This is a genomic window from Streptomyces sp. NBC_01460 (assembly GCF_036227405.1).
In the GTDB taxonomy this organism is placed as follows: Bacteria; Actinomycetota; Actinomycetes; order Streptomycetales; family Streptomycetaceae; genus Streptomyces.
The window spans coordinates 6,621,829-6,647,916 of record NZ_CP109473.1 but is presented as its reverse complement, the minus strand read 5'-3'; the positions used below and the strand labels follow the sequence as shown (position 1 = coordinate 6,647,916).

Annotated in this window: 18 protein-coding genes; 11 read left to right on the top strand and 7 right to left on the bottom strand. The window is 70.8% G+C overall.

Features of this window, described 5'->3' with window-relative positions; genetic code table 11:
- Positions 1–114: 114 nt before the first annotated feature.
- A complete protein-coding gene (locus OG488_RS29930) occupies positions 115–1,470 on the bottom strand; it encodes a family 43 glycosylhydrolase (protein ID WP_329234276.1) in 1,356 nt (451 codons plus the stop codon).
- Between the two features lie 599 nt (positions 1,471–2,069).
- Here OG488_RS29930 and OG488_RS29925 point away from each other — a divergent pair.
- The 3 genes from OG488_RS29925 (at position 2,070) to OG488_RS29915 (ending at position 5,256) form a co-directional block, all read left to right on the top strand.
- A complete protein-coding gene (locus tag OG488_RS29925) occupies positions 2,070–3,359 on the top strand; it encodes a DUF692 domain-containing protein (protein WP_329234274.1) in 1,290 nt (429 codons plus the stop codon).
- A gap of 7 nt (positions 3,360–3,366) precedes the next feature.
- Positions 3,367–4,362 carry a TIGR04222 domain-containing membrane protein gene (locus OG488_RS29920; protein ID WP_329234272.1) on the top strand — a complete coding sequence of 332 codons (996 nt, stop codon included), beginning with the start codon at positions 3,367–3,369 and terminating at the stop codon, positions 4,360–4,362.
- A gap of 117 nt (positions 4,363–4,479) precedes the next feature.
- Positions 4,480–5,256 (top strand): TIGR04222 domain-containing membrane protein, encoded by a 777-nt coding sequence (locus tag OG488_RS29915; protein ID WP_329234269.1) that lies wholly within the window; start codon positions 4,480–4,482, stop codon positions 5,254–5,256.
- A 315-nt stretch (positions 5,257–5,571) separates the two neighbouring features.
- Here OG488_RS29915 and hemQ read toward each other — a convergent pair whose 3' ends face one another.
- Positions 5,572–6,285 carry a hydrogen peroxide-dependent heme synthase gene (gene hemQ / locus OG488_RS29910; protein ID WP_329234266.1) on the bottom strand — a complete coding sequence of 238 codons (714 nt, stop codon included), beginning with the start codon at positions 6,283–6,285 and terminating at the stop codon, positions 5,572–5,574.
- A 4-nt stretch (positions 6,286–6,289) separates the two neighbouring features.
- Positions 6,290–7,777 carry a protoporphyrinogen oxidase gene (hemG, locus tag OG488_RS29905; protein ID WP_329234264.1) on the bottom strand — a complete coding sequence of 496 codons (1,488 nt, stop codon included), beginning with the start codon at positions 7,775–7,777 and terminating at the stop codon, positions 6,290–6,292.
- 148 nt (positions 7,778–7,925) lie between these two features.
- Between hemG and OG488_RS29900 the strand changes: the two genes are divergently transcribed.
- Both OG488_RS29900 and OG488_RS29895 read left to right on the top strand, forming a co-directional pair.
- Positions 7,926–8,897: a DUF4349 domain-containing protein gene (locus tag OG488_RS29900; RefSeq protein ID WP_329234260.1), complete on the top strand. Its 972-nt coding sequence runs from the start codon at positions 7,926–7,928 to the stop codon at positions 8,895–8,897.
- A 50-nt stretch (positions 8,898–8,947) separates the two neighbouring features.
- Positions 8,948–10,327: an FAD-dependent oxidoreductase gene (locus tag OG488_RS29895; RefSeq protein WP_329234257.1), complete on the top strand. Its 1,380-nt coding sequence runs from the start codon at positions 8,948–8,950 to the stop codon at positions 10,325–10,327.
- A gap of 9 nt (positions 10,328–10,336) precedes the next feature.
- Here OG488_RS29895 and hemE read toward each other — a convergent pair whose 3' ends face one another.
- Positions 10,337–11,446, bottom strand: coding sequence for a uroporphyrinogen decarboxylase (gene hemE / locus OG488_RS29890; RefSeq protein ID WP_406465139.1), 1,110 nt, complete (start codon positions 11,444–11,446; stop codon positions 10,337–10,339).
- 92 nt (positions 11,447–11,538) lie between these two features.
- Between hemE and OG488_RS29885 the strand changes: the two genes are divergently transcribed.
- From OG488_RS29885 to OG488_RS29860, 6 genes are all read left to right on the top strand, one after another.
- Positions 11,539–12,198, top strand: coding sequence for a DUF3000 domain-containing protein (locus OG488_RS29885; RefSeq protein WP_329234254.1), 660 nt, complete (start codon positions 11,539–11,541; stop codon positions 12,196–12,198).
- Positions 12,199–12,422: 224 nt separating this feature from the next.
- The gene (locus tag OG488_RS29880) at positions 12,423–13,085 is read left to right on the top strand and encodes a helix-turn-helix transcriptional regulator (RefSeq protein WP_033300087.1); all 663 of its coding nucleotides are present in this window, start codon (positions 12,423–12,425) and stop codon (positions 13,083–13,085) included.
- A gap of 117 nt (positions 13,086–13,202) precedes the next feature.
- Positions 13,203–14,477 carry an HRDC domain-containing protein gene (locus OG488_RS29875; protein ID WP_329234251.1) on the top strand — a complete coding sequence of 425 codons (1,275 nt, stop codon included), beginning with the start codon at positions 13,203–13,205 and terminating at the stop codon, positions 14,475–14,477.
- Between the two features lie 272 nt (positions 14,478–14,749).
- The gene (locus tag OG488_RS29870; RefSeq protein ID WP_329234248.1) at positions 14,750–15,970 is read left to right on the top strand and encodes a thiolase family protein; all 1,221 of its coding nucleotides are present in this window, start codon (positions 14,750–14,752) and stop codon (positions 15,968–15,970) included.
- On the top strand, positions 15,967–18,096 hold the full coding sequence (locus OG488_RS29865; protein ID WP_329234243.1) for a 3-hydroxyacyl-CoA dehydrogenase NAD-binding domain-containing protein: 2,130 nt from the start codon (positions 15,967–15,969) through the stop codon (positions 18,094–18,096). The genes OG488_RS29870 and OG488_RS29865 overlap by 4 nt, the downstream gene beginning before the upstream one ends.
- Positions 18,097–18,247: 151 nt before the next feature.
- Positions 18,248–19,093 (top strand): endonuclease/exonuclease/phosphatase family protein, encoded by an 846-nt coding sequence (locus OG488_RS29860; protein WP_329234240.1) that lies wholly within the window; start codon positions 18,248–18,250, stop codon positions 19,091–19,093.
- On the opposite strand, the gene OG488_RS29855 is transcribed toward OG488_RS29860, so the two are convergent.
- Genes OG488_RS29855 through OG488_RS29845 form a run of 3 tightly spaced genes read right to left on the bottom strand, consistent with a single transcriptional unit; the run spans position 19,068 to position 25,950 of the window.
- Positions 19,068–20,582: a hypothetical protein gene (locus OG488_RS29855; protein ID WP_329234237.1), complete on the bottom strand. Its 1,515-nt coding sequence runs from the start codon at positions 20,580–20,582 to the stop codon at positions 19,068–19,070. The two genes, OG488_RS29860 and OG488_RS29855, sit on opposite strands and share 26 nt — an antisense overlap.
- Positions 20,583–20,624: 42 nt before the next feature.
- Positions 20,625–22,172 carry a hypothetical protein gene (locus OG488_RS29850; RefSeq protein WP_329234234.1) on the bottom strand — a complete coding sequence of 516 codons (1,548 nt, stop codon included), beginning with the start codon at positions 22,170–22,172 and terminating at the stop codon, positions 20,625–20,627.
- Positions 22,165–25,950: a bifunctional glycosyltransferase/CDP-glycerol:glycerophosphate glycerophosphotransferase gene (locus tag OG488_RS29845; protein WP_329234231.1), complete on the bottom strand. Its 3,786-nt coding sequence runs from the start codon at positions 25,948–25,950 to the stop codon at positions 22,165–22,167. The genes OG488_RS29850 and OG488_RS29845 overlap by 8 nt, the downstream gene beginning before the upstream one ends.
- Positions 25,951–26,088 lie beyond the last annotated feature (138 nt).

The window sequence follows — 26,088 nt, the reverse complement described above, 5'->3', positions numbered from 1 at the left end:
CATGAGCACGCGGGCCGCTCCCGCACCTCGTCCCCTCCGGGGCGGCATCCACCGGCACCATGCCGGGGACGCCGCCCCGTCGGCGTCCCCGGGCACGCGCGCCGCCCGGAAGGCTCAGTGGTCCCGGCGCCGGACGTACAGGCGGTTGCCCTTCGGGCCGGTCCACTCCACCCGCACGACGCCGGGCACGGCCGCGTCGGCGAGACGCGAGGGGTTGGACCAGTGGCCGAAGTTGGGATTGCGGAAGAACGTCGCCCACAGATCGCCGTGGGCGTCCGCGAAGAAGTTGTTGTGGCCGGCGCCGACCCCGACGGTCCAGCGCTCGGAGTACGGGCCCTCGAAGGTGTCCGACACGGCGGCCACCGCGTCGTACTGGTACTGCACACGGCCGGTCCCGGCCGGGGCGTAGGCCTGGCGCGCGGTGCCGTCGGCGTCGACCGACGTCCGGTCCCAGGCCGCGTGGAGGAGGAAGTACTTACCCCCGTGCTTGAAGACGTACGCGCCTTCCAGGTACGGCTCGGGCGTGTACGGGGTCTGCCGGAACGCGGGGAGGTCCGTCGTCGGGAGGATGTCCTCCATGTCGTCGCGGAACTTCGCGTACAGGTTGTTGTGCAGCACGAGCCAGGCGTCGTCGCCCTCGCTGTAGAGGCTGCCGTCGATGTGGTGGTAGGCGCCGGGCTTGATGAAGCTCGGGCCCCCTATGAACGACTCGCCGAAGGGCTTCTCCAGGTTGCCCTCGACGAGCCGGTACGGGCCCTCGACCCCTCCCTCGCTCACGAGCATGAACGAGCCGACCTTCTCGGAGTGGTCCCCCATGCACGCCACGATGTACCACTTCCCGCGGAAGCGGTGCAGCTCCGGGGCCCATGCCTGGCCGCGCTTGCCGAACTGCTCGTCGTACCAGTACTCCTGCCAGGGGGCGACGACCGTCCTCCCCGGCCGGTTCTCGTCGGTGAACTCGGGCGACCACACCTTGCCCTTCTCCGCTCCGGGCCGGATCCCGGTCGTGTCGGCCAGCTTCCACGGCCCTCGGAGTGAGCGGGCCAGCCAGACGAAGATGCCGTCGTTCCACGGGCCGGCCGCTTCGAGCCCCGGCACCCGGGTGGTGCCCGTGGCCACGTAGAGCGGACGCCCGTCCACGACGAAGCAGTTGACGTAGGTGTCCCGCATCCACACCACGCCCCGCTCCTCGTCGCGGGGGCGCAGTTCCAGCGGGAGGACGAAGGAGTTGTCCTCCCGTGGCCACAGGTCCGGCCGGGTGTCCGCGAGTCCGTAGGGCTCGGGGTCGGGCCAGTTCTCCGGGTAGCGCCCCATCGACGGGGCCGGAGCGGGCCGGCCGGGCGCCGGGGCGGCCGAGGCCTGCGCCGCCGGGACGGCGGCCACGGGCAGTGCCGCCACCGCTCCTACGCCGGCGGCACGGGCCAGCAGGGACCGGCGGCCGACCTGCGGCGTGTTCTCGGAACTGCTCATCGGTGGTGTTCTCCTTCATCGTTCCGGGGCGCGAGGGCCGAGGTCCGGAGCCCACGGGCCGGTCGAGGCCGAGGACGACCGGCCGGGAAGACCGTCGGCCGGCGCGGCCGAGCACCGGGCCGGGCCCTGGACCGGGCCCGGTCAGTCGGTCGGTCGGGGCGTCGGCTAGCGGGTCCGCGCCGGGGCCGTCCGGCGGAGTCGCCCCGGTCGGCGCACGGGAGCCGTGTGCCCTGCGGCGGAACACGTGGTTCCTGCCCGGCGGTTCGGGTGCGGGATCGTTCCCCTCGCCGAAATCATCCGGAATCGTGAGGCGGGGCGCTCCTGGGACGGCATGTCGATCAGCATGCGAACGCTCGTTGATCTCCGTCAACGGAGCCCGGAATTAATCCGGTGTGTCCGAGTCGTCGACGCGTGCGCCCCGCCCCACGTTTCCGCAGGTCGACGGCGTTCCGACCCGGACACCTGAAGCATCACGATCGGATAACGGGCCTTTTTGCGCACCTCCGGGAACCTCAAATTCAGCTCTGAACGTCCCCTCATCCGGATTCACCGGCGTCCGGCGGGGCCATGACCCCTGCACAGAACGGGGAGGGGACATCATGAAGCTGGGAATCGGCATCGGCTGGCGGCCGGAGATCGCGGACGCCGTCGAGGCCCTGCCGGGCGTCGACTGGGTCGAGGCGGTCGCGGAGAACCTCTGCACGGACCATCTCCCGGACTCACTGGTACGGCTCCGGGAGCGCGGGGTCACGGTCGTCCCGCACGGGGTCTCGCTGGGCCTGGGCGGCGCCGACCGCCCGGATCCCGGCCGCCTCGCCGGGCTGGCGGCGCGGGCCGAACTCCTGGGCACCCCGCTGGTGACGGAGCACATCGCGTTCGTACGCGCCGGGGGGCCGCTCACCGCCTCCCCGGTGCTGGAGGCGGGCCATCTGCTTCCGGTGCCCCGGACCTGGGACGCGCTGGGCGTCCTGTGCGAGAACGTGCGGATCGCGCAGGACTCGCTGCCCGTCCCGCTGGCCCTGGAGAACATCGCCGCGCTGGTCTCCTGGCCCGGCGAGGAGCTGACCGAGGGGCAGTTCCTCGCGGAGCTGGTCGAACGCACCGGTGTGCGGCTGCTGATCGACGTCGCGAACCTGCACACCAACCACGTCAACCGCGGCGAGGACCCCGTGACCGCGCTCGACGAACTGCCGGTCGAGGCCATCGCGTACGTGCATGTGGCGGGCGGCGTCGAGAAGGACGGCGTCTGGCACGACACGCACGCGCATCCCGTGACGCAGCCCGTCCTGGACGTGCTGGCCGAGCTCCGCTCGCGCGTCGACCCGCCGGGGGTGCTGCTGGAGCGCGACGACGACTTCCCGTCGGCCGAGGAGCTGGCCGGCGAACTGGCCGCGATCCGCTCCACGCCGGCCGAGGCGTCCACCGCCCGGGGAGCCGCCTGCGGAAGGACCGTCCGGCGACCGGAGCCGGCCCCCGCGGCCGGAGCCCGCGACCGGACCGCCGTGGCGCAGACCGCCCTGCTCTCCTCGCTGGTGGCCGGAACACCGGTGCCGGACGGCTTCGACCACCGGCGCCTCGGGGTGCAGAGCCGCGCCCTGGCCGCGAAGCGGGCCGATGTCGTCGCCAAGGTCGCACCGGAGCTGCCCGAGATCCTCGGCGACGGCTACCGGAAGGCGTTCCTCGCGTACGCCAGGAACCGGCCGATGTCCGGCGGTTACCGCCGCGACGCCCTGGCCTTCGCCGAGCTGCTGCTCGTCGAGGGCCGGCCCGACGACGAGGCGGCCCGGCGACGGCTCACCCTCTGGTGGCAGGACCGCGCCGGCCCCCGTCCCCCGCGCCGCGCGACCCGTCTGGTCCGCTCCGCCCGTGCCGCCCTCCTCGGAAAGTGACCACGCCATGAACCTCCTCGCTCTTCTGCTGACCCTTGCCGTGGCCGTCTCCTCCACCCTCCTGATCGTCGCGACGCGTCACGCCGGCCGGCAGGGCGGCGGGTCCGGCGGCTACCTGCTCGACCTCTCCGAAGTGGCATTCCTCAGCGGCGGTCCGGCCAGGGTCGTGGACACCGCGCTCACCCGCATGCACACGGACGGGCGGCTGACCATCGGCGGACCCGGCATCGTCGCACTCCAGCGGGCCGAGGCCCATGACGCGGTGGAGCGTGCCGTACTCCAGGAGATGGCCGCGGCCCCCAGCGGGGCCCTGAGCACCCTGCGGGCTGCGGTGATGCGGCATCCCGCGGTGCAGGAGATCGGCGACGGGCTGGCCTCCCGGGGACTGCTGATCGCCCCGGACGAGAGCCGGGGGCGCCGTCGGTGGGGGCTCGTCCTGGGGATCGGGTCCCTCATCGGCCTGCCGGTGAGCATCGCCCTGACCGTCGTCCAGTACGCCCTGCTCGACGCCTTCGCGGACCTCCCGGTGCCCTTCGTGGTGAAGATGCTGCCCGCGATCCTCACCGGGGCCGTGGTCGGGTTCAGCACAGCGGCGGCCGCCAGGTCCCGGATCACCCGGGCGGGACGGCAGGTCGCCGCCAACTACCGGACGGCCAACGCCCATGTGGCCGATCCGGCCCATCTGGTGGCAGCCCACGGTCTGCGCGCACTCCCCGATCCCGTGCTCCAGGGGCAGTTGGCGGATGCCGCCCGGCACCAGCCCTTCCTGCGCCCCTCGTCGGGCTCGACGACCTCGCCGGTCACGGCGAACGCCTTCATCCCGGTGCTGTGGTGCGCGGGGACGAGTCCCGGCGGTGGCGGCTGCGGGGGTTCCACCGGCGGGGGCGGCGACTCCGGACCGGGCTCCACCTGCAGTTCGGGGTCGAGCTGCAGCAGCGGATCCAGCTGCAGCAGCAGCGGCTCCAGTTGCAGCAGCGGGTCGAGCTGCGGCAGCAGTTCGTGAGCGTACGGAGCCTGAGAGGGGCGCAATCCAGCCACGCATGACCGTGTGTGACCGAGATGCGTCCATATCGTGAACACGGCATAGCGCTCCTCTGCCGTTCTCGCATAGAACTCCGCCATGCTCTGGGTCCTGCTTCTTCTGGTCGCGTGGTGCGCGGCCGCCGTCTCCTGCATCCGGCTGTGCCTCGTCACCGCGGGTGCGGCACAGCGGCCGCCCGCCGCCGCCCGGCCGGCCGTCTCCCCCGAACTCAACCTGTACGAGACGGCGTTCCTGGCCGGCGGACCACAGCGCGTCGCCGATCTCGCGCTGGTCTCCATGCACCTGCGGCGTCGGCTGCTGCTCGCCCACACGGGCTGGGCGACGGTCGTCGATCCTGAGGGGCGGGACGAGGTCGAGCGCACCGTGATCCGCGTGATCGGCCCGGCGGGCCAGTCCCGGATAGCACCGATACGGGCCGCCGCGGCGACGGCCGACACCGTACGCTCCCTCGCCGACCGCCTGGTCGCGGCGGGGCTGGCCGTGCCGCACGGGACCCGGACGGGTCTGGAGTCGGCGGTGCGCGGCGTCCGGGGCGCGGCGGTGCTGGTGGTGGCCCTGGCGGCCACCGCGATGCTGGTCCCCGGTCAGGACATGGGCTACGCGGGCCCGGTGGCCGCCTGGTTCGGTCTGCCGCTCGTACTGACGCTGGGCTGCCTGGCCATCGCGCGGGTGGAGAACCACCCGTACAGCCCGTGGGCCTCGCCGAGCGGGCAGCACTGGCTGGACTCGCTGCCGGCCCCGGTGCGCGGCGCGGACCGCGATCTCCTGGCGGCGGTGGCGGTACGGGGCGTGGGAGCCCTGGAGGACCCGGACCTGAGAGCGGCCCTGCCGATCCGGGCCCGGACCGGGGTCTGATCACGGTCCGATCGGTCAGCGGCGACCGGCCGCACCGTCACGGCGTCGCACACCACGAGGGCCGCCCCCGTCGCCGGAGGCGGCCCTCGTGGTGTTCTGTGCGGTTGTTCGGCCCGGGACACATCGGCCGGAGCCGGCGAGAGGCGGCGGTCCGCGGAGAGGAATGGCTGACTCCCCCGCGGGCCACGACAGTTCGCCGGCCGCCGGCCGATGTGTACCCGGCACCGGACCCGGTGTCGCTGGAACGACGGGCGGCGTCACACGCGCCGTTGCCCGCCAACTGATCTTCCGGGTCGGGATGACCGGAAACGCTGGCTATGCGAGTCCGGCCACCAAGTCTGCGACAGCCTTCCTGCGCCCCGTGTAGAACGGGACCTCTTCCCGCACGTGCAGCCGCGCCTCGGACGCCCGCAGGTGACGCATGAGGTCGACGATGCGGTAGAGCTCGTCGGCCTCGAAGGCGAGGAGCCACTCGTAGTCGCCCAGCGAGAAGGAGGCGACCGTGTTGGCGCGCACGTCCGGGTAGCCACGGGCCATCTTGCCGTGGTCCGCGAGCATGCGGCGGCGGTCCTCGTCGGGCAGCAGGTACCAGTCGTAGCTGCGCACGAAGGGGTACACGCTGATGTAGTCGCGCGGCGTCTCGTCGGCCAGGAAGGCCGGCACGTGCGACTTGTTGAACTCGGCCGGGCGGTGCAGCGCCATGTTCGACCAGACCGGCTCGAGTGCGCGGCCCAGCTTCGTGCGCCGGAAGAGGTTGTACGCCTCCTGGAGCTCGTCGGAGGTCTCCGCGTGCCACCAGATCATCAGATCGGCGTCGGCCCGCAGACCGGACACGTCGTAGGTGCCGCGGACCGTGATGTCCTTCGCCGCGAGCTGGTCGAACAGCTCCTGGACCTCGTCGGCGTAACCGGCGCGGTCGACGGGCAGGACGTCCTTCAGCCTGAAGACGGACCACAGGGTGTAGCGGATGACCTCGTTGAGGTCCTTGGCCTTCTTGCCTGCGTTCGGAAGCTTTTCTGGCGCACTCATACGGCTATTGTCCCGCCTCGCTCCCGGTGCCCCGAACCCGGGTCGGCGTGTTGTCGATCTCCCCCGTGCCCGCGGCCGTGAGGTCGCGGACGATCTCGTCCGCGGCCCGGTGCGCGCTCGCCACGCAGGCGGGGATCCCGACCCCGTCGTACACCGCTCCGCACACCCGCAGCCCGGGCAGCTTGGCGACCTCGTCGCGGATCCGGGCGACCCGGGTGAGGTGGCCCACCGGGTACTGGGGCAGTCCGCCGATCCAACGGGTGACCTCGGTGTCCACGGGCCTGGCCGCCAGCCCGGTCGCGGACGCGAGGTCCGCCAGGGAGGCGGCGACCAGCTCGGAGTCCTCACGGTGCAGGTGCTCCTCCTCGCCGTAGCGGCCGACGGAGGTGCGCAGCACGAAGAGGTCGGGGGCGGCGTCGGCGACCCACTGCCACTTGTTGCTGGAGAAGGTGGCGGCCTTGATCGTGCGCCCGTCGACGGGCGGCACGAGGAATCCGGACCGCCCCCGGAGCGCCTCGGTCCCCTCGGTGTCGGAGCGCCGGAAGGCCATGGTGACCAGGGCCATCGAGGCGTACTCGACGGCGGCGAGCTCGACCGACGCGGCCGGGCACTCGGCGGCGAGCAGGGTGGACGCCGACCAGGCGGGGGTGGCCAGGACGACGGCCTCGGCGGCGATCACCCGGCTGTCGGTGCGCACGTCCCAGCCGTCCGTGGTCCGGGTCAGGCCGAGCACCGGCGTCTCCAGGAGGATCTCGCCGCCCTCCTCCCGCACGGCGTCGGCGACGGCGCCCGGCAGGGTGCCGATCCCGCCCTCGATGCCCTGGAAGACCGGCCCGCTCTGCTGCCGGGCTGCGGCCCTCTCCTGGATCCGGAGCACCCCGTCGAGGAGGGGCCCGCCCTCCTTCACCGCTTCGAAGAGCTGGGGCACGGCCGCACGCATCGAGATCCGGTAGGCGTCGCCCGCGTACACCCCGCCGAGCAGCGGCTCCACGAGCCGGTCGACGACCTCGCGGCCGAGCCGGTCCGCGACGTACGAGCCGACCGCGACGTCGTCGCCGACGGCGGTCGGGGTGAGGTCGCGCTCCTCTGCGATCCTGGCCAGGCCCTCGGGCGAGAGGAGCCCGCTGAGCGCCGACGGATCTCCGGGCACGCCCATCACATGGCCCTTGGGCATGGGACGCAGGGCGTCGCGCGTCCAGACCGACGCGGTGGCGGTGGCCGGCGGCCGGAGCCGGCCGCCGAGCCCGGCCCCGGTGGCCAGCTCGACCGCTTCGGGCCGTCGCGCGAGCATCGACTCCGCGCCGAGGTCGACCTGGGTGCCCGCGATCTCGCCGGTCATCAGCTTCCCGCCGAGCCGCCCGGTCGCCTCCAGGACGGTGACCCGGACGCCCGAGTCCAGCAGCCGGCGGGCGGCGGCGAGTCCGGCGATGCCACCGCCGATGACGACGGCGTGGCCCGTACGTGTGGTGTCGCGCTGAAGAGGACGCTGCATGGGTCCACTCTCTCAAACCGCGTCCGAGTCCCGGACGAACCCCGTCCGAGTCCCGAACGTGACCGGTTCGAAACCGCTGCCCGGCAACCCGCGAAGGGTCCCGTACGTCGAACCAGCACCATCGACAACGGCCCTGGGGGGACGCGTTATGCCATACGGACGCCACACGGACAGTCATCCGCCCACCCGCCGGCGCACGCGCGCACTGGCGGCCGCCGGACTGCTCGTCACACTTCTTGCCACCGGTGCCTGCGGCGCCTCTTCCGGCGGCGACGACCAGGGGCTGAATTCGGCGGCGGACCAGAAGGCGGCCGCCCCCGCCGGCGTCGGGGCCGGCGCGAAGGACGCGGAGAAGTCCGGTGCCGGGACCTCCTCGACGCCGAAGCCGGGCTCCGCGGTCGCGGTCCACGTCATCCGCACGGCCACGCTCGGCATCGAGGTGAAGAGCGTGCCGAAGGCGGTGGCAGCCGCCCGCGCCACCACGGAGGGCGCGGGCGGGCTCGTCGCCGAGGAGAACACGGAGCGGGTCGACGACACCCACGAGGTCTCCCACCTCGTCCTGCGGGTGCCGCAGGACGCGTACGCCGAGGTGCTGCGCGACCTCGCGGGGACCGGGAAACTGCTGTCCCGTACGTCGAACGCGAAGGATGTCACGGGCCAGGTCGTCGACGTCGAGAGCCGGATCGCCACCCAGCGGGCGAGCGTCACCCGGGTCCGCGACCTGATGGACAAGGCCGAGAAGCTCACCGACGTGGTGACCCTGGAGGGCGAACTCAGCAGCCGTCAGGCCGACCTGGAGTCGCTGCTCGCCCAGCAGAAGTCGCTGAAGGACCGCACCACGCTGGCGACCGTCACACTCGAACTCAACGAACCGGAGGCGGAGGCGAACGACCCCCAGGACGAGGACACCGGCTTCCTCGACGCCCTGAGCGGTGGCTGGGACGCCTTCGTGACGGTACTGCGGTGGATCACCGTGGCGATCGGTGCCACGGCCCCCTTCCTGGCCGCCGCGGCCGTGCTGGTGCTGCTGTGGCGTCTGCTGCGCGGCCGGCTGCCGCGCCGCCGCACGACGGCCCCCGGGAAGGCCACGGAGCCCGCAGAGGCCCCACCGGCCCCGTAGGAGCCGTAGCGTGGGCCCCGACCTGGCACGGAGCGGCGAAGGGACCCGGCATGGCGGCGGAGCGACTGGTGGTCGTCGGAGGCGACGCGGCGGGCATGTCCGCCGCGTCCCAGGCCCGCAGGCTCAAGGGACCCGACGAGATGAGCATCGTCGCCTTCGAGCGCGGGGCGTTCACGTCGTACTCCGCGTGCGGCATCCCGTACTGGGTGAGCGGCGACGTCGAGGGGCCCGACGACCTCATCGCCCGTACGCCCGAGGAGCACCGGGCCCGGTCCATCGATCTGCGCACGCGCACCGAGGTGACGGAGATCGACGTCGCGGGGCACCGGGTACGGGCTCTGGACCGGGACAGCGGTGAGACGTACTGGACGGACTTCGACAAGCTGGTCATCGCGACGGGTGCCCGGCCGGTGCGTCCCGATCTGCCCGGGATCGACGCCCCGGGCGTCCACGGCGTGCAGACCCTGGGCGACGGACAGGCGCTCCTGGACTCGCTTGACCGGGCCACGGGGCGCCGGGCCGTCGTCGTCGGCGCGGGCTACATCGGTGTCGAGATGGCCGAGGCGATGCTGAAGCGCGGCTTCGCGGTGACGGTGCTCAACCGGGGTGCGCAGCCGATGGCGACGCTCGATCCGGACATGGGGCGCCTGGTCCACGACGCGATGGACGGACTGGGCATCACCACGGTCAACGACGCCGCGGTCACCGGGATCGAGGCCGGTCCGGACGGCCGGGTCACCGCCGTCTCCACGGACCGGGACACCTACCCGGCGGACGTCGTCGTGCTGGGCATCGGCGTGGAGCCGGAGACCGCCCTGGCCCGGGAGGCCGGCCTCCCGCTGGGACCGCACGGCGGCCTCCTCACGGACCTCTCGATGCGGGTCGTGGGGCAGGAGGACATCTGGGCGGGCGGCGACTGCGTCGAGGTCCTGGACCTCGTCGTCGGCCGCACCCGGCACATCGCGCTCGGCACCCACGCCAACAAGCACGGGCAGATCATCGGGTCCAACGTCGGCGGCGGCTACGGCACGTTCCCCGGCGTGGTCGGTACGGCGGTGAGCAAGGTCTGCGACCTGGAGATCGCCAGGACCGGGCTGCGCGAGAAGGACGCCCGCGCGGTCGGTCTGCGCTACGTCACGGCGACCATCGAGTCGACGGGCCGCGCCGGCTACTACCCGGGGGCGCAGCCCATGACGGTGAAGATGCTCGCGGAGTACCGGACCGGACGGCTCCTGGGTGTGCAGATCGTCGGCCGGGACGGGGCGGCGAAGCGTGTGGACGTCGCGGCGGTGGCGCTCACCGCCGGCATGACGGTGGAGGCCATGACGGCCCTCGACCTCGGCTACGCCCCGCCGTTCTCCCCGGTCTGGGACCCGGTCCTGGTCGCCGCCCGCAAGGCCGTGTCGGCGGTGCGGGCGGCGGGCTGCTGACCGGGGCGGTCAGTGCTCCGTCTGCTGGTGGACGTACTCGACGAGGCGGGTGAGGGCGTCCGGGTCGGTCGTCGGCATGACGCCGTGCCCGAGGTTGAAGACGTGGCCCTCGAGACCGGCGGCGGCGTCGAGCACCTCGCGGGTCTTCGCCTCGACCGCCTCGGTCGGCGCGAACAGCACCGCCGGGTCGAGGTTTCCCTGGAGCGCCTTGCCGGGTCCGACCCGGCGGGCGCCCTCGTCCATCGGCACGCGCCAGTCCACACCGACGACGTCCGCGCCGGCCTCGCCCATGAGGCCGAGGAGCTCGCCGGTGCCGACGCCGAAGTGGATGCGCGGGACGCCGTAGGACGCGACGGCGTCGAAGACCTTCGCGGAGGCCGGCATCACGGAGCTGCGGTAGTCGGCGGGGGCCAGCGCGCCGACCCAGGAGTCGAAGAGCTGGACCGCCGAGGCGCCCGCCTCGATCTGGACCTTCAGGAACGCGCCGGTGATCTCCGCCAGCCGGTCGAGCAGGTCGGCCCAGAGCTCCGGTTCGCCGTACATCATGGCCTTGGTGCGCTCGTGGTTGCGGGACGGGCCGCCCTCCACGAGGTAGCTCGCGAGGGTGAACGGCGCACCGGCGAATCCGATCAGCGGCGTCGCGCCGAGCTCGGCGGTGAGCATCCCGATGGCCTCGGTGACGTACATGACGTCCTCGGGCGTGAGGTCGCGCAGCCGGGCCAGGTCGGCGCGGGTGCGGATCGGCTCGGCGATCACCGGGCCCACGCCGGGCTTGATGTCGAGGTCGATCCCGATGGCCTTGAGGGGGACGACGATGTCGCTGAAGTAGATCGCGGCGTCGACCTTGTGGCGGCGTACGGGCTGCAGCGTGATCTCGGTGACCAGCTCCGGCATCATGCAGGAGTCGAGCATCGCGATGCCCTCGCGGACCTTCAGGTACTCGGGCAGCGACCGGCCCGCCTGACGCATGAACCAGACCGGGGTGTGCGGCACCGGCTCACGGCGGCAGGCCTTGAGGAACGCCGATTCATGGGTGGCGGGGTTCGTCCGCAGGCCCGAGGACGGGCCCTCCCCTGATCGGACGGAGCTGAGCTCTTGGGGAAGGTCGTTGGCACTCACGCACAGAATCTTCGCACGGAGCGGCAACGAGCCGGACCTCGCATGGGTGTCCCTCCCTGCACGGGGCTCCGGTTCCGCCTACTCTTCCCCGCATGGCTCCGGCTCAGGGACAATTTTCCGATCATTCCGATGGCACTGACAGCGAGGAGAGTGCGGAGGGCGAAACAGTCCCGCAGGCGTTCCGGTCGGCGGTCGACGCGCTGCGTTCCGCCCGCCTCCGGCCCGAACTGGAGGTCGAGTCCACGCGGCCGCCGAAGCGGCTCGCCCCGCACGCGTACGCCGTGGAGGCCGCCGTCGTGGAGGGCGAGGACGATCTCGCCGACGGCCGGCTGGTCCTCCTGCACGACCCGGCCGGCCACGACGCCTGGCAGGGCACCTTCCGCCTGGTGACGCTCGTCCGGGCCGAGCTGGAACCGGAGATGGCGGCCGACCCGCTGCTGCCCGAGGTGTGCTGGTCCTGGCTGACCGGGGCACTGGACGCCCGGGGGCTCTCGTACGGGGAGGCCGGCGGGACGGTGACGCGCGCCGGGTCGCACTACTTCGGCGCACTGTCCGAGCGCCGCCCGGCGACACAGATCGAGATCCGGGCCTCGTGGACGCCGCGCGAGGGGCGCGGCGGGGTGCCGGACATGGGCGCGCACCTGGTCGCCTGGGGAGATCTGCTCTGCCAGCTCGCCGGTCTGCCGCCGTCCGGCACGAGCGACGCCGCGGTGGTGACCCTGCCCCAGCGGCGCGGACCGCAGGTTTCCTGACGCTGCGTCACATTTGAGGAGAGCCGGTCGCACAGGGACCGGCTCTCCTTTCGTACAATCGATCGCGCGTCCTATTTGCCCGAATTGTTACTCACTAAATCGTGATCTTCCTCTAAAGGAGGACGCACCTGCTGCCGAAGAGGTCAATGACCCTTCAAGCACGGTTCGCCCCGGCTTCATCCCCGAGCCGGCCCGTCCCGCCACTCCACTCCCCAGGAGGCCTGGTGTCCGTTCTCCTCGAGCAGCCCGCAAGCCTGGTCGCCTACCGCCCGAACAAGCCGACGGCCATGGTCGTCGTGGCCGACCCGCGCGTCCGTTCCACCGTCACCCGCCATCTGTGGGCCCTCGGAGTTCGTGACGTCATCGAGGCGTCGTCCATCGCGGAGGCCCGCCCCCGCGTCGGCAACCCGCGCGACATCTGCGTTGCCGACGTCCACCTGCCCGACGGTTCCGGGCTGACCCTGCTGTCCGAGACCCGAGCCGCCGGCTGGCCGAACGGCCTCGCCCTCTCCGCCGCCGATGACATCGGCGCCGTGCGCAACGCCCTCGCGGGCGGCGTGAAGGGCTACGTCGTCACCGGCACCCGTACCAACATCGGCCACCCCACCCGTCCCGGCGTCGCCCCGATCGGCGCCAATGCCGCCCGTATGCACCGTCGGCCCCCCGGTTCCCCGAGCCACCCGGGCGGCTACCGCGAACTCTCCGGCCGTGAGGTGGAGGTGCTCCGCCTGGTCGCCGAAGGCCAGTCCAACAAGGCCATCGGCGTCTCGATGGGCCTCTCCGCACTCACCGTGAAGAGCCACCTCGCCCGCATCGCCCGCAAGCTCGGCACCGGGGACCGCGCCGGAATGGTCGCCGTGGCCCTGCGGACGGGCATCATCCACTGACCCCCACTCCCCGCCGGCACCTGCGCGGATGCGTATCCGGCCGGTTTACGTGCATGCCCGCCCGCCGACGGAACGTTCCGTCGGCGGGCGACGCACATACACAGATACCCTTGGCATGTGACCGACGCCCAAGAGACCGCAGCAGACACCTCACTGCGAACCACCGGGGGCGCTCCCCCGGACGACGTCGCCCCGGCGCCGATCCCCTTGCTCGAACCGCGCGAGGGCATCCCGCCGGTGGTGGCGGACGACGACGCGCTGGCCCGGGTGGTCGCGGCCTTCGCCGCGGGCACCGGCCCCGTCGCCGTCGACGCCGAGCGCGCCTCGGGCTACCGCTACGGACAGCGCGCCTACCTCGTGCAGCTGCGCCGCGAGGGCGCCGGGAGCGCGCTGATCGACCCGGTCGGCTGCCCCGACCTCTCCGGTCTCGGCCAGGCGCTCACCGGCACCGAGTGGATCCTGCACGCCGCCACCCAGGACCTGCCCTGCCTCCGCGACATAGGCATGACCCCGACCTCGCTCTTCGACACGGAGCTCGCCGGACGGCTGGCGGGATTCCCGCGCGTCGGACTGGGCGCCATAGTGGAGAACGTCCTCGGCTACGCCCTGGAGAAGGGCCACTCGGCGGTCGACTGGTCCACCCGACCCCTGCCCGACCCCTGGCTGCGCTACGCCGCGCTCGACGTCGAGCTGCTGGTGGACCTGCGCGACGCCCTGGAGGAGGAGCTGGACCGGCAGGGCAAGCTGGAGTGGGCGCTGGAGGAGTTCGACGCGATCGCCTCGGCCCCGCCGGCTCCCCCGCGCAAGGATCCCTGGCGCCGCACCTCCGGCATGCACAAGGTGCGCCGCCGCCGCCAGATCGCGGTCGTACGGGAGCTGTGGACCGCCCGTGACCAGGTGGCGCAGCGGCGTGACATCTCGCCCGGCAAGGTGCTCGGCGACGCCGCAATCATCGAGGCGGCCCTGGCCCTCCCGGTGAACGTGCAGGCGCTCACCGCGCTGCCCGGCTTCGGGCACCGCATGGGGCGCCGTCAGCTGGAGCAGTGGCAGGCGGCCGTCGACCGGGCCAAGGAGCTGCCCGAGTCGGAGCTGCCGCAGCCCGGCCAGCAGCCCGCCGGCCCTCCGCCGCCCCGCTCCTGGGCCGACAAGGACCCGGCCGCCGCGGCCCGGCTGTCGGCGGCCCGCACCGCGGTGTCGGAGCTCGCCGAGCGGCTGCACCTGCCGCAGGAGAACCTGATCACCCCCGACACCGTGCGCCGGGTCTGCTGGGAGCCGCCCAAGGTCCTGACCCCGGACACCGTCGAGAACGCCCTCGCCGGACACGGCGCGCGCCACTGGCAGATCACCCAGGTCGGCCCGCTGCTGCTGCGGGCCCTGGACACCAGCGCCTGAGACGGACCGACACGCGTACGCCCCCCGCCGGATCCGGCGGGGGGCGTACGCGTGTCGGGAGCACACCGGGGACCGCCCCGTCCAGGAGGATCGAATTCACGCCAGTTACCCGGACCTCCCGGGGCGCCGGCGAGGCCCCCGCCCCGTGTGACGTTCGCCGCTCCGGCGACGGGGGGTGGGCAGTCTGGTTACCCGCAAGTAGCATGAGGGTCGTGGCGCGCCGATGCGTGCGCCCGCAGCAGTGCCATCCCGCACCCTGGAGGAGAGCCACCGTGCCTCGTACCATCCGGGACGTCGTCTTCGTCGACGGCGTCCGCACCCCGTTCGGCAAAGCGGGCCCGAAGGGCATCTACCACGAGACCCGCGCCGACGATCTCGTCGTGAAGGCCATCCGGGAGCTGCTGCGCCGCAACCCGGACCTGGACCCCGCGAAGATCGACGAGGTCGCCATCGCCGCGACCACCCAGATCGGCGACCAGGGCCTCACCCTCGGGCGCACCGCCGGGATCCTGGCCGGTCTGCCGCAGTCGGTGCCCGGTTACTCCATCGACCGCATGTGTGCGGGCGCCCTCACCGCCGTCACCGCGACGGCCGGTTCCATCGCCTTCGGCGCGTACGACGTCGTCATCGCGGGCGGTGTCGAGCACATGGGCCGCCACCCGATGGGCGAGAGCGTGGACCCGAACCCGCGCCTCGTGTCGGAGAAGCTGGTCGACGAGTCCGCCCTCTTCATGGGCATGACCGCGGAGAACCTGCACGACCGGTACCCCTCGATCACCAAGCAGCGCGCCGACGAGTACGCGGTCCGCTCGCAGGAGAAGGCCGCCAAGGCCTACGCCAACGGCAAGATCCAGCAGGACCTCGTGCCGGTCTCCGTACGCCGCACCAACGCCGAGGCGGGCGAGACGGGCTGGGGCCTGGTCACCGCCGACGAGCCGATGCGCCCGGGCACCACACTGGAGTCCCTGGCCGGTCTGAAGACCCCCTTCCGCGCCCACGGCCGCGTGACGGCCGGTAACGCCGCGGGTCTCAACGACGGCGCCACCGCCTCGCTGCTCGCCTCCGAGGAGACCGCCCGCGAGCTGGGCCTCCCGGTCAAGATGCGCCTCGTGTCGTACGCCTTCGCGGGTGTCGAGCCCGAGGTCATGGGCTACGGCCCGATCCCGGCGACGGAGAAGGCCCTGGCCAAGGCCGGCCTCTCCATCGAGGACATCGGTCTCTTCGAGATCAACGAGGCCTTCGCCGTGCAGGTGCTCGCCTTCCTGGAGCACTACGGCATCGCCGACGACGACCAGCGCGTCAACCAGTACGGCGGCGCGATCGCCTACGGTCACCCGCTCGCCTCCTCCGGCGTCCGCCTGATGACTCAGCTGGCCCGCCAGTTCGAGGAGCAGCCGGAGGTCCGCTACGGCCTGACGACCATGTGCGTCGGCTTCGGCATGGGCGCGACGGTCGTCTGGGAGAACCCGAACTTCAACGGAGGCAACAAGTGAGCTCCACCACTGAGCTTCTGAAGGGTGCGGCCGAGCTGTTCCCCGGCGAGGTCGTCACGCAGGCGCACGTACGCCACCTCGACCTGCCCGGCGGTGCGGGGCGCTTCGCGCTCATCACGCTGGACAACGGCTTCGACCACACCAAGCCGACCACCATCGGCCCGCAGTCGCTGGCGAACCTGGACGCCGCCGTCGACCAGGTCGAGAAGGAGGCGGCCGAGGGCACGATCGTCGGCGTCGGTGTGACCGGCAAGCCGTTCATCTTCGCGGTCGGCGCGGACCTCAAGGGCGTCGAGCTCCTCAAGGACCACAAGGACGCGCTGGCCATCGGCAAGGGCGGCCACGACGTCTTCCGCCGCCTGTCCGGCCTCGCGGTCCCGACCTTCGCGTACTACAACGGCGCGGCCATGGGCGGCGGTGTGGAGATCGGTCTGCACTGCTCCTACCGCACCGTCTCCAGCGCGCTGCCGGCGTTCTCGCTGCCCGAGGTCTTCCTCGGCCTGGTCCCCGGCTGGGGCGGCTGCGCGCTGCTCCCGAACCTGATCGGCGCCGACCGCGCCGTCTCGGTGATCATCGAGAACTCGCTCAACCAGAACCGTCAGCTCAAGGGCAAGCAGGTCTTCGAGCTCGGGATCGCCGACGCGATCTTCGAGGGCGCGGACTTCCTGGAGCAGTCGCTGATCTGGACCGCGTCCGTCCTCAAGGGCGAGATCGCGGTCGAGCGGCCCGAGGTCGACCGCGGTGACGCCTGGGACCAGGCCGTCGCGCGCGGTAAGGCCGTCGCCGACTCCAAGGTGCACGGGGCGGCCCCGGCCGCGTACCGCGCGCTGGAGATCATCGCCGCGGCCAAGAGCGGTGACCTGGGCGCCGGCTTCGACGCCGAGGACCAGGCCCTCGCGGACCTGATCATGGGCGGCGAGCTGCGCTCCGGGATCTACTCCTTCAACCTGGTCCAGAAGCGCGCCAAGCGCCCGGCCGGCGCACCGGACAAGGCCCTGGCCCGTCCGGTCACCAAGGTCGGCGTCGTGGGCGCGGGCCTGATGGCCAGCCAGCTCGCGCTGCTCTTCCTCCGCCGCCTGGAGGTCCCGGTCGTCCTCACGGACATCGACCAGGAGCGTGTCGACAAGGGTGTGGGCTACGTCCAGGCCGAGATCGACAAGCTGCTCGGCAAGGGCCGCATCAACCAGGACAAGGCCAACCGCCTGAAGGCCCTGGTCTCCGGTGTGCTGGACAAGGCGGAGGGCTTCTCCGACGCCGACTTCATCATCGAGGCCGTCTTCGAGGAGATCGGCGTCAAGCAGCAGGTGTTCGCGGAGGTCGAGGCGGTCGCCCCGGCGCACGCGATCCTCGCCACGAACACCTCGTCCCTCTCGGTCACCGAGATGGCCTCGAAGCTGAAGAACCCCGAGCGGGTCGTCGGCTTCCACTTCTTCAACCCGGTCGCGATCCTCCCGCTCCTGGAGATCGTCCGCGGCGAGCAGACGGACGACGCCTCGCTGGCCACGGCCTTCGGTGTCGCCCGCAAGCTGAAGAAGACCGCGGTCCTGGTGAAGGACGCCCCGGCGTTCGTCGTCAACCGCATCCTCACCCGCTTCATGGGCGAGATCCAGAACATCATCGACGAGGGCACCCCGGTCGAGACGGCGGAGAAGGCCATCGAGCCCCTCGGCCTGCCGATGTCCCCGCTGGTGCTCCTGGAGCTGGTCGGCCCTGCGATCGGTCTGCACGTCTCCGAGACCCTGAACCGCGCGTTCCCGGACCGCTTCACGGTCTCCGAGAACCTCGCGGCGGTCGTCAAGGCCGGCAAGCGCGGCTTCTACGTCTACGATTCCGGCAAGCCGGAGCTGGACCCCGAGGTCGCCGCCCTCCTGAAGCAGGGCGACACCGTCCTGACGGAGGAGCAGGTCCGTGACCGCGTCCTGGACGCGGTGGCGCAGGAGATCGGCCTGATGCTCGCCGAGGGCGTCGTCGCCGAGCCCCAGGACATCGACCTCTGCCTGATCACGGGCGCCGGCTGGCCCTTCCACCTGGGCGGCATCACGCCGTACCTGGACCGCGAGGGTGTCTCGCAGCGGGTGAACGGCAAGCCGTTCCTCGCGCAGGGTGTGGCGAGCGTTCCGGCGTAGCCGCGAATTTCTCCATGGACGGGCCGTACGGGATCATTTCCGTACGGCCCGTTCCCGTTCGGGCTCGGGCAGGCGGGAAGAACAGGTCATGCGGCGTCGCGCCGGAAAGCTACCGAAGGGCCCCGCAGCGCCGCTCCACCGCAGGTGGCCGGTGCTGACGGTGTGCGCCCTCCTCCTCGGGCTGTCGCAGCCGCTGCACGCCACCCGGGCGTGGGCCCCGGACGCCGCGCCGGGGCACCTGCGTATCGCGACCTGGAACATGTGCGGGGTCCTGCAGTGGAACTGTGAGAGCACCGGAACCCGTACCGAGAAGATCCGTGCGCTGAAACGGCTGGCCGGCAGCGACCGCACGGACGTGGTGATGCTGCAGGAAGTCTGTGCCGGCGACCTCACCGACGCCCGGAATGAGCTGGGAGAGGACTGGCACAGCACCTTTCTGCCCTATGCCGTCCAGGACGCCGAGGGCCGGCGCACCGCCGTCCGGTGCGCGGAAGCGCGCCGAGGGACGGCGGGCCTGGCGCTTCTCGCGCTCTCTCCGCTCACCGAGGTGTCGGTGGTGTCCACCCGGCAGCCGGCGGTCGGGCTGCACCGGGGGATCGTCTGCGCGACGGCGGCCGCCCTCGCCGTGCGGGTGTGCAACGCACATCTCAGTCTGCCGAACGGTGACCGGGCGCATGCCGACCGGGAGTTCCGCGACGACCAGCTGAAGTCACTGGTGGGTGCGGCGGATGAGCGCACGGTGTTCGGCGGCGACCTGAACAGCGCACCGCCGCGGAGCGCCGACAGGGACAGCTGGATCTGGCCGTACGCCGCCTACCGGACCTACCGGGAATGCGACCAGAGATCGCCCGCGTCACGTGCGGGCAGGGCCACGCACAGCACCGGCCACAAGGTCGATTACCTGTTCACCGCGTTGCCGAGGACCGGCTGCTCCGTCCGCGGCACGGGGGCGTCGGACCACTCGGCCCTGATCATCCAGGTCGGTGCCCCTGCATGAGGTGCGAATCAGCCGCCGGTGAGGCGTAGGCGTACACCACGCCGAACGTGACCACGGAAGGCTGGGACAGGTTGCCGTGCATGTCCACCGCGTAGCACTCCACGGTGTGCCGGCCCTCGGCCCAGGACCAACCGGATTCCCAGGACCACCTGCTGTCAGGCTCGACCGGCGCGGCCCCCAGCCGCATACCGTCCTCGACGAACTCCACCTGCGCCGCGCCCGCCGCGTACCCCATGAGTCCGATGACCGGGCCCGGCATCTGCTGGCCGGCGGCCGGCACCGAGATCACCGGCCCCGGGGCGGCCACACCGGTCCCGGGTTGTGCCGGTACCGGGAGCCCGGGCTCAGGGAGCATGCCCACCGGAGCGGATCCTGGTGCCGGGACGGTGAACGGGATGTCGGCTGCCGGGGAGGCGAAACCCGTGGCGTCCACACCGAAGACACGAACGGCGTGGTCGCCCTGGGACCAGGGCCTGCCCAGGTCCCAGGACCATGTGCCGTCGGGCGCGACCTTGGGCGATCCCAGGAACTTGCCGTGTTCCCAGAAACTGACACGCACCGCGCCGGGCGCGGAGCCGGTGAACTGCGCGGTCTGTGCGTGGACCTGGCCTGGCGAAGGCGTGAAGACCACCGGCGCGGGGAAGGACGAGCGCACCTGCGACGTCTCGTCGAGGTAGCGGTCGATGCCGGACCTGTCGGCATCCGGCTGTTCTCTGCCGTTCACGGCGAAGCCGAGGCGCGGAGCCATGCCGTCGATGAGGAAGTTGATCAACCCCATGAGCACCGGCACGTTCCGCCGGGTCACCTGGGTGTGATCGGGAATGTGGGGGGAGTCGCTGAAGATGACGTTGAAGTTCTCGTAGCCGTTGAACAGCCCGAGATAGGGCTCCACCTGCACCGGCCACTGCTCGTCCTGCGGTGAGGACAGCACATAGATGTTGGCACCGCGGTTCGCCCCGGCACGTGCCAGGTCGGCGATCACGTTGTCGAGAATGCGGACGTTGGTCTCCGTGACCTGTCCCATCATGTACTCGGCGACCTTCGGGTGCTTTTCCAGGTAGGTGCCGATCCGGAACTGCGGGACGATCGAAACGATGTTGCGGAACCCGTACTTCAGCCCGAAGTAGAGGGCCGCGCTGCCGCCCTTGGAGCCGCCCCACATGGTGCACTGGTCCGGTGTGAGGCCCAGCGACGTCATCACGTTCGATATCAGGGTGACGACGGACCGCTCCAGGTCGAAGTCCATACCCTTGCAGAGGTAGTAACTGTTGTGGCCGTCGAACTGGTCCCGGATCCACAGGATGTTGGACCGGAGGCTGCCGAAGACCCCGTTCGACCAGCCGTAGTCATCAGGAGCGGCGAAGTTGGCGAAGACCACCACCAGGTGCTGGTTGCCCTTCTTCGCGTGGGAGAAGCGATACTGGACCGGGTACGTCCCGGACGTCTCGATGCCGCTGAGCGGGGCGCCGGCGGAAGCTGGTGTGGACATGGTTCGGGAGTCTCCGATCTGGTGGGGGGCCGCGCAGCCGCGTCAGTAACGCCCGTCGAGGTACGCGCCGTTCGCCGGCACGGCGTAGACGTTCACCACGGTGAAGGCGATCGGGACCGGGCGGGACGGGTTGCCGGACGCGTCCACGGAGAAGCACTCGACCGTGTGCGGGCCCTCGGCCCACGCCCAGCCGGATTCCCAGACCCAGGTGCCCTCCGGCGTGACGTGGCTGGCGCCCAGAGCCGCACCGGCTTCGCCGAACTCGACCCGGACCGCGCCAGGAGCATAGCCACTGAAGGCGACGGCGGTTCCCGGCAGTTGCTGGCCAGGTGCCGGTGCCGCGACCACCGGTGCGAGGGGAGGCGTCATCGGCGCCTGGGCGGAGAACAGCGGGCCCGTGCCCATCAGGTCCTCCGCGCGGCCCGGAGCCGGAGTCGGAGCCGCCGGCACCGTAGCGGCACTCCTCTCCGGGACGCTGAAGACGACCTCGGTCCGCGGGGAGTGGTAGCCGGCGGCGTCCACCGCGAACAGGCGGATGACATGCTTGCCCACCGACCAGTCGCGGTCCGGGTCCCAGCTCCAGTTACCGTCGGGCCCCACCTGGGGGGACGACAGGAACTTCCCGTTCTCCCAGAGGCTCACCCGCACCGCGCCGGGTGCCGATCCGGTGAACGCGACCATCCGCCCGGGTGTCGTCCCGCCCGATACCGGCGTGTGGACGGTGGGCGCGGTGAACGTGTCCTTGAGCCGGGACGTCGACTTGAGGTAGTCGTCGATGCCCGTGGTGCTGCGGTCCGGCTGCTCGTACCCGTTGCGGATGGTTCCGATGCGCGGGGTGACACCGTCGACGAGGAGGTTGGCCAGCCCCAGCATGACGGGGAGGTTCCGCAGGGTCACCTTGCCGTGCCCGGCGATGAGGGGGGAGTCGTTGTAGATGAAGTTGAAGTTGGTGTAATCGCGGAAGTGCCCGATGTACGGCTCGACATGCTGCTTGTACTGCTCGTCCTGCGGAGAGGAGATCAGGTAGATGTTGGCATTGCGGTTACTGCTCCGCCACACCGTGTCGGGGAGCAGCGAGTCGATGATCTCGACGTTGTGCTCCGGCACTCCCTCGCCCATCATGAAGCGGGCGGTGGGCTTCATGTGCTCCCTCACGAAGGAGCCGATCGCGAACTGGGGCACGCTGGCGACGATGTCGCGGAAACCGTACTTCAGGCCGTAGTACAGGGCGGCCGTGCCGCCCTTCGAGCTGCCGAACATGATGCAGTCGTCCGGGGTCAGTTCGAGTGCGTGCATGACGCGGGAGATGAGACCGATGACGGACTCCTCCAGCGAGAAGTCCATCTCCTTGCAGAGGTAGTAACTGTTCACACCGTCGAACTTGTCGCGTATCCAGAGGATGTTGGACCGCGTCTTGTCGAGCACTCCGTTGCCCCACCCGTACTCGTCGGGCGCGTTGAGGTTGGCGAAGACGACCATCAGGCGCCGGTTGCCGTTTCTCGCATGCGTGAACTTGTAGTCGATGGGGAACTTCCCCGACGCTTCCACACCGGTGAAGATTCTGCGGCCGGCCGGAGCTGCGTTAGACATGTGCGGAATCCATTCTCACCTGGGACTGCGATCCGGCCGGGGGGTACGGGGCTTGCCGTACGTCGCTCTCCGCATGCAGGACCGCCCTCACCGCGTCGTTGCCGGCCCGCGACAGGAACCCGCGGTCGCCGGCGGGCCCGTGCGCTTCCGTCGCCGGGGCCTGGGGCCGGGACGGGTCGAGATCGCCTCCGGCGACGAGGATGTGATCCGCCAGGCGGGCGGAGGCGTACCCGTCGTCCAGGTCGCAGAACTCCTCCTGGAACCACTGGTAGCGGTCGGCGTACCCCTCCTGGATGCGGTCGATGTCCTCGATCGCGGAGATGAGTTCAGCCGATTCGAACAGCAGCGGCCCGGGAGCGCTCTGCTCGAAGTCGAAGTAGAAGCCCCGGAGCGTGTCCCGGTAGTGGTCCAGGTCGTAGGTGAAGAACAGGATGGGACGTCCGGTGTTGACGAAGTCGAACATCAGGGACGAGTAGTCCGTGATCATCACATCGGTGATGAGGGAGAGATCCGCCATGTCCGGGTAGTCGGACACGTCGAAGACGAAACCGTCCCCGGCGCCCGGGACCGGGTCCACGACGTTGGGGTGCCGGCGGACCATCAGCACGTGATCGTCACCGAGGCGTCTGCGGGCGTCGTCGAGGTCGATCCGGAAGTCGAACTTGTACTTGCCGGGTGCGTAGAACTGGTCGTCGCGCCAGGTGGGTGCGTACATGATGATGCGCTTCCCCGCCGGCAGTCCGATGCGCTGTCTGATCTCCTCCGCACGCCGCTCCGTGCCAGGGCGACGCAGGATGTCGTTGCGGGGGTAGCCGCACTCGACCATCTCCCCGGGGAACTGGAAGGCCCGCTTGAGGATGGGCGTGGAGAAGCTGTTCGGGGAGACCAGCATGTCCCAGTTCTGGACCTCCTTCGCCACCCGTTCCAGATAGCGCTGGTCGGCGAAGTGGACGGCCTCGATGTCGTGGCCGATCTTCTTGAGCGGGGTGCCGTGCCAGGTCTGCACGACCACCTGCTCCGCGCGCTTCTCGAACCAGTCGGGGAGATGGTTGTTCGCGACGACGTAACGGGAGGTGGCCAGCGCCTCGTACCACTCCGACGACCACATGCGGACGGCCCTCGCTGTCGGAGGCACCTGGACCTGGTCGTCGCGGACCACCCACAGGTGCTCCAGCGGGACTCCGCGCCGGACCAGTTCCTCGTGGACGGCTCGTGGACTGTCCGAGTACTGGGTGCCCTTGAAGGCGTCGAACAGCACGGCGGGCCTGATCGGCTGCCGACGGGCCTGGGGGTAGCTCCTGGTGCGCAGCAGCTTCTGGCGGTACGGCCCCCGGGCGTCCTCGGCCATCGCGGAGCGGACGAGCAGCGACAGCCGGTCGTAGGCCTCGGCCTGGAGGTCGTACCCCCTGCCGTGCGTCTCGACCTCCTGCGGAAAGGTACTGATGAGGCTCTGCTCGATCTTGAGCATGAGGTCCGGCAGGCGCTCGTCCGGCGACACCTCGGAGGGGTCCTGACGACGCAGGAAGAAGTCCCAGCGGCCCGCGGCGAGCGGGATGGCCCCTGCGAGGGTCCGCATCGCCGCGGGGGTGACCACACAGCGGAAGCGAGGACCGTCCCATTCGACGGCCACCGCGCGCTCGGCGCCATGGGCGCGTGACCGTACGACCAGGTGGGCGGCGCTCCTCTCGTGCGGGGTCAGCCGGTCCGCACAGGAGTACCGGCCGATGATCTCGAGTGAACCGTCCTCGCGCCAGCAGTAGTCGGTGACCAGGGGCAGGGCGGAGCGCTCGAAGAGGACCACGTAGCCCGAACCGTTGCGGTGGGCGACGATCTCGCGGTCGCCGTCGTCGGTCTGCAGCCCTTCGGGCATCCGATAGTGCCCGTCGTCCGTGTCCTCGGCCATCACGGGGTACAGCGGTGATTTACGCCCTTCCAGATGGACGGTCGTCTTCCAGCCGTTGCTTCCCATGGTCCATGCCTGCGGTACGGATCCGTCGCCCGATCCCCGCGAGCCGGGCACCAGGTTGTTCAGGGGGATCCGGGCGACGAAGGTGCACCACCCCTCGCCGCCGGGCTGGAAGGACATCCAGGCGTCGTGCCGCCCCGCACCGTTCATGCTGGTGACGCGGAGCTTTCCCCACTCCGGGATCTTGGGTCCGAGGTAGACGCCTCCCAGCTCGAGATACTGGCCGGCCACGCGGTGCCTGGTGATGCGGCAGCGCACTCTCTCGACGCGGATCTTGAGACCGCCCTGGACGAAGAGCGGCACGATGCGCGTGTTCTTGTCCACATAGCGGATCGGCGGGTTGGCGGCGACGCCCGCCCCACCGCGTCCGATGCTCTTGTAGCGGAACAGCCCGCGGCTGAAGACACCTGCCGCGACGTCCCAGGTGCCCTCGACCCACTCACCCTTCTTCTTGAGACGCGTGGTGTCGAAGCGGCTTTCGAAGCCTGCCCAGTCGTAGCAGTAACGGTTCTGGTTCGAGTACTCGGTGGCCTGCGGGTAGTAGACGGTCCGTGCCAGGTTGACGAGCGTGTTGCCCGTCTTCTTGTTCCGCAGGGCCAGCATCTTCGTGGACATGTGCCGCTTGTGCACGTTGATGAAGCGCACATAGGCGGATCCGGTCAGGGTGAGCCACTCACCCTTCCACTGCGCGCCCGTGAGCGAACTGAAGGGCGACAGCTCCTTGTCGAGCCGGTAGTCGCGCTTGTAGAGGCCCGTCTCCCGGTTGCCCAGATGAGGGTAGTTCAGGTAACGGCGGAACCGCCTGCGGACAGGCAGCGGGCCGCCTTTCCGTTCGAACTCGAGAACGTCCAGGAGCTCGCCGAGCCGGCCCTGGTGGACGAGGAGCCACTTGACCCGGGCATCCGCCGGGAGTTCGTCGATGATGTCGTCGTCAGCCTCACCGAGGAAGTCCTGGGCCGCGTACATGAAGGCGTCCCGGTACTCCTCGTCGGCGTCGGGAAGGACCTTCAGGTGCAGCATCAGGTCCGACTTCAGGCAGGCGAGGTCGTACTTCCGCTTGTGGTCCCGGAACGAGCGTGAGCGGTGCTGCCCGAGGAAGCGGCTCACGGACTGGACCGCCGCGACACGGTCCTGGAGGTTGCTGAGCTCGGTGTGTCTCTGGGTGATCGACGGGGCGGCTCCGCCGTCCCGTCTTCGCCAGAAGTAGACGATGTCGGTGATGACATCGACCTTGGCGGCCTTGAAGTGAGCGAACATGTTGACCCAGGAGTCCTCGTAGAGAACCCCTTCGGGGAACTGGATGAAGTGGTAGTCCCAGAAGCTCCTCCGGAACACCTTGTTCCAGACGGTGCGGTCATAGATGAGCGCCTCGAAGCGCGTGATGTGGGTGCCCTTGCGGTCCCGCTGCATCGGCCCCTTGTGGAGGGGGGATTGCCACTTCGTCGTGGAATTCATCATCTGCACGTTTCCGGAGACGAAATCCGATCCGGACTCGGAGAGTGTGCGGATGAGCAGTTCGTAGGCGTACTCGGGAATGACGTCGTCGCCGTCGGCGAACACCAGGAACTCGCCGGCCGGATGCATCGCGCGCAGCCCGGTGTTGCGCGCGTGCCCGGGGCCGTTCGCCTCCTGGCGTATCAGCCGGAAGCGGGGGTCCTCGGCGCAGAACCCCTCCGCTATCGCCGTGGACGAGTCCGTCGATCCGTCGTCGACCATGATCACTTCGAAGTCGCGGAACGTCTGCCGCGCAATGGACTCCAGGCACTCCGCGAGGTAGATCTCCACGTCCTGGAACGGGACGATGACACTCAAGCGGGGCAGCCCAGCATCCATTATTCACACTCCAGTTCGAGGCAGGAGAGCACCTGCACCCCTTCGATTCCCAGCTTCCGCGCACCGCCCGGTCGAGTCGCCTTCGACCCGCAATCGGGCACCCCCGTCGAGCGCCTC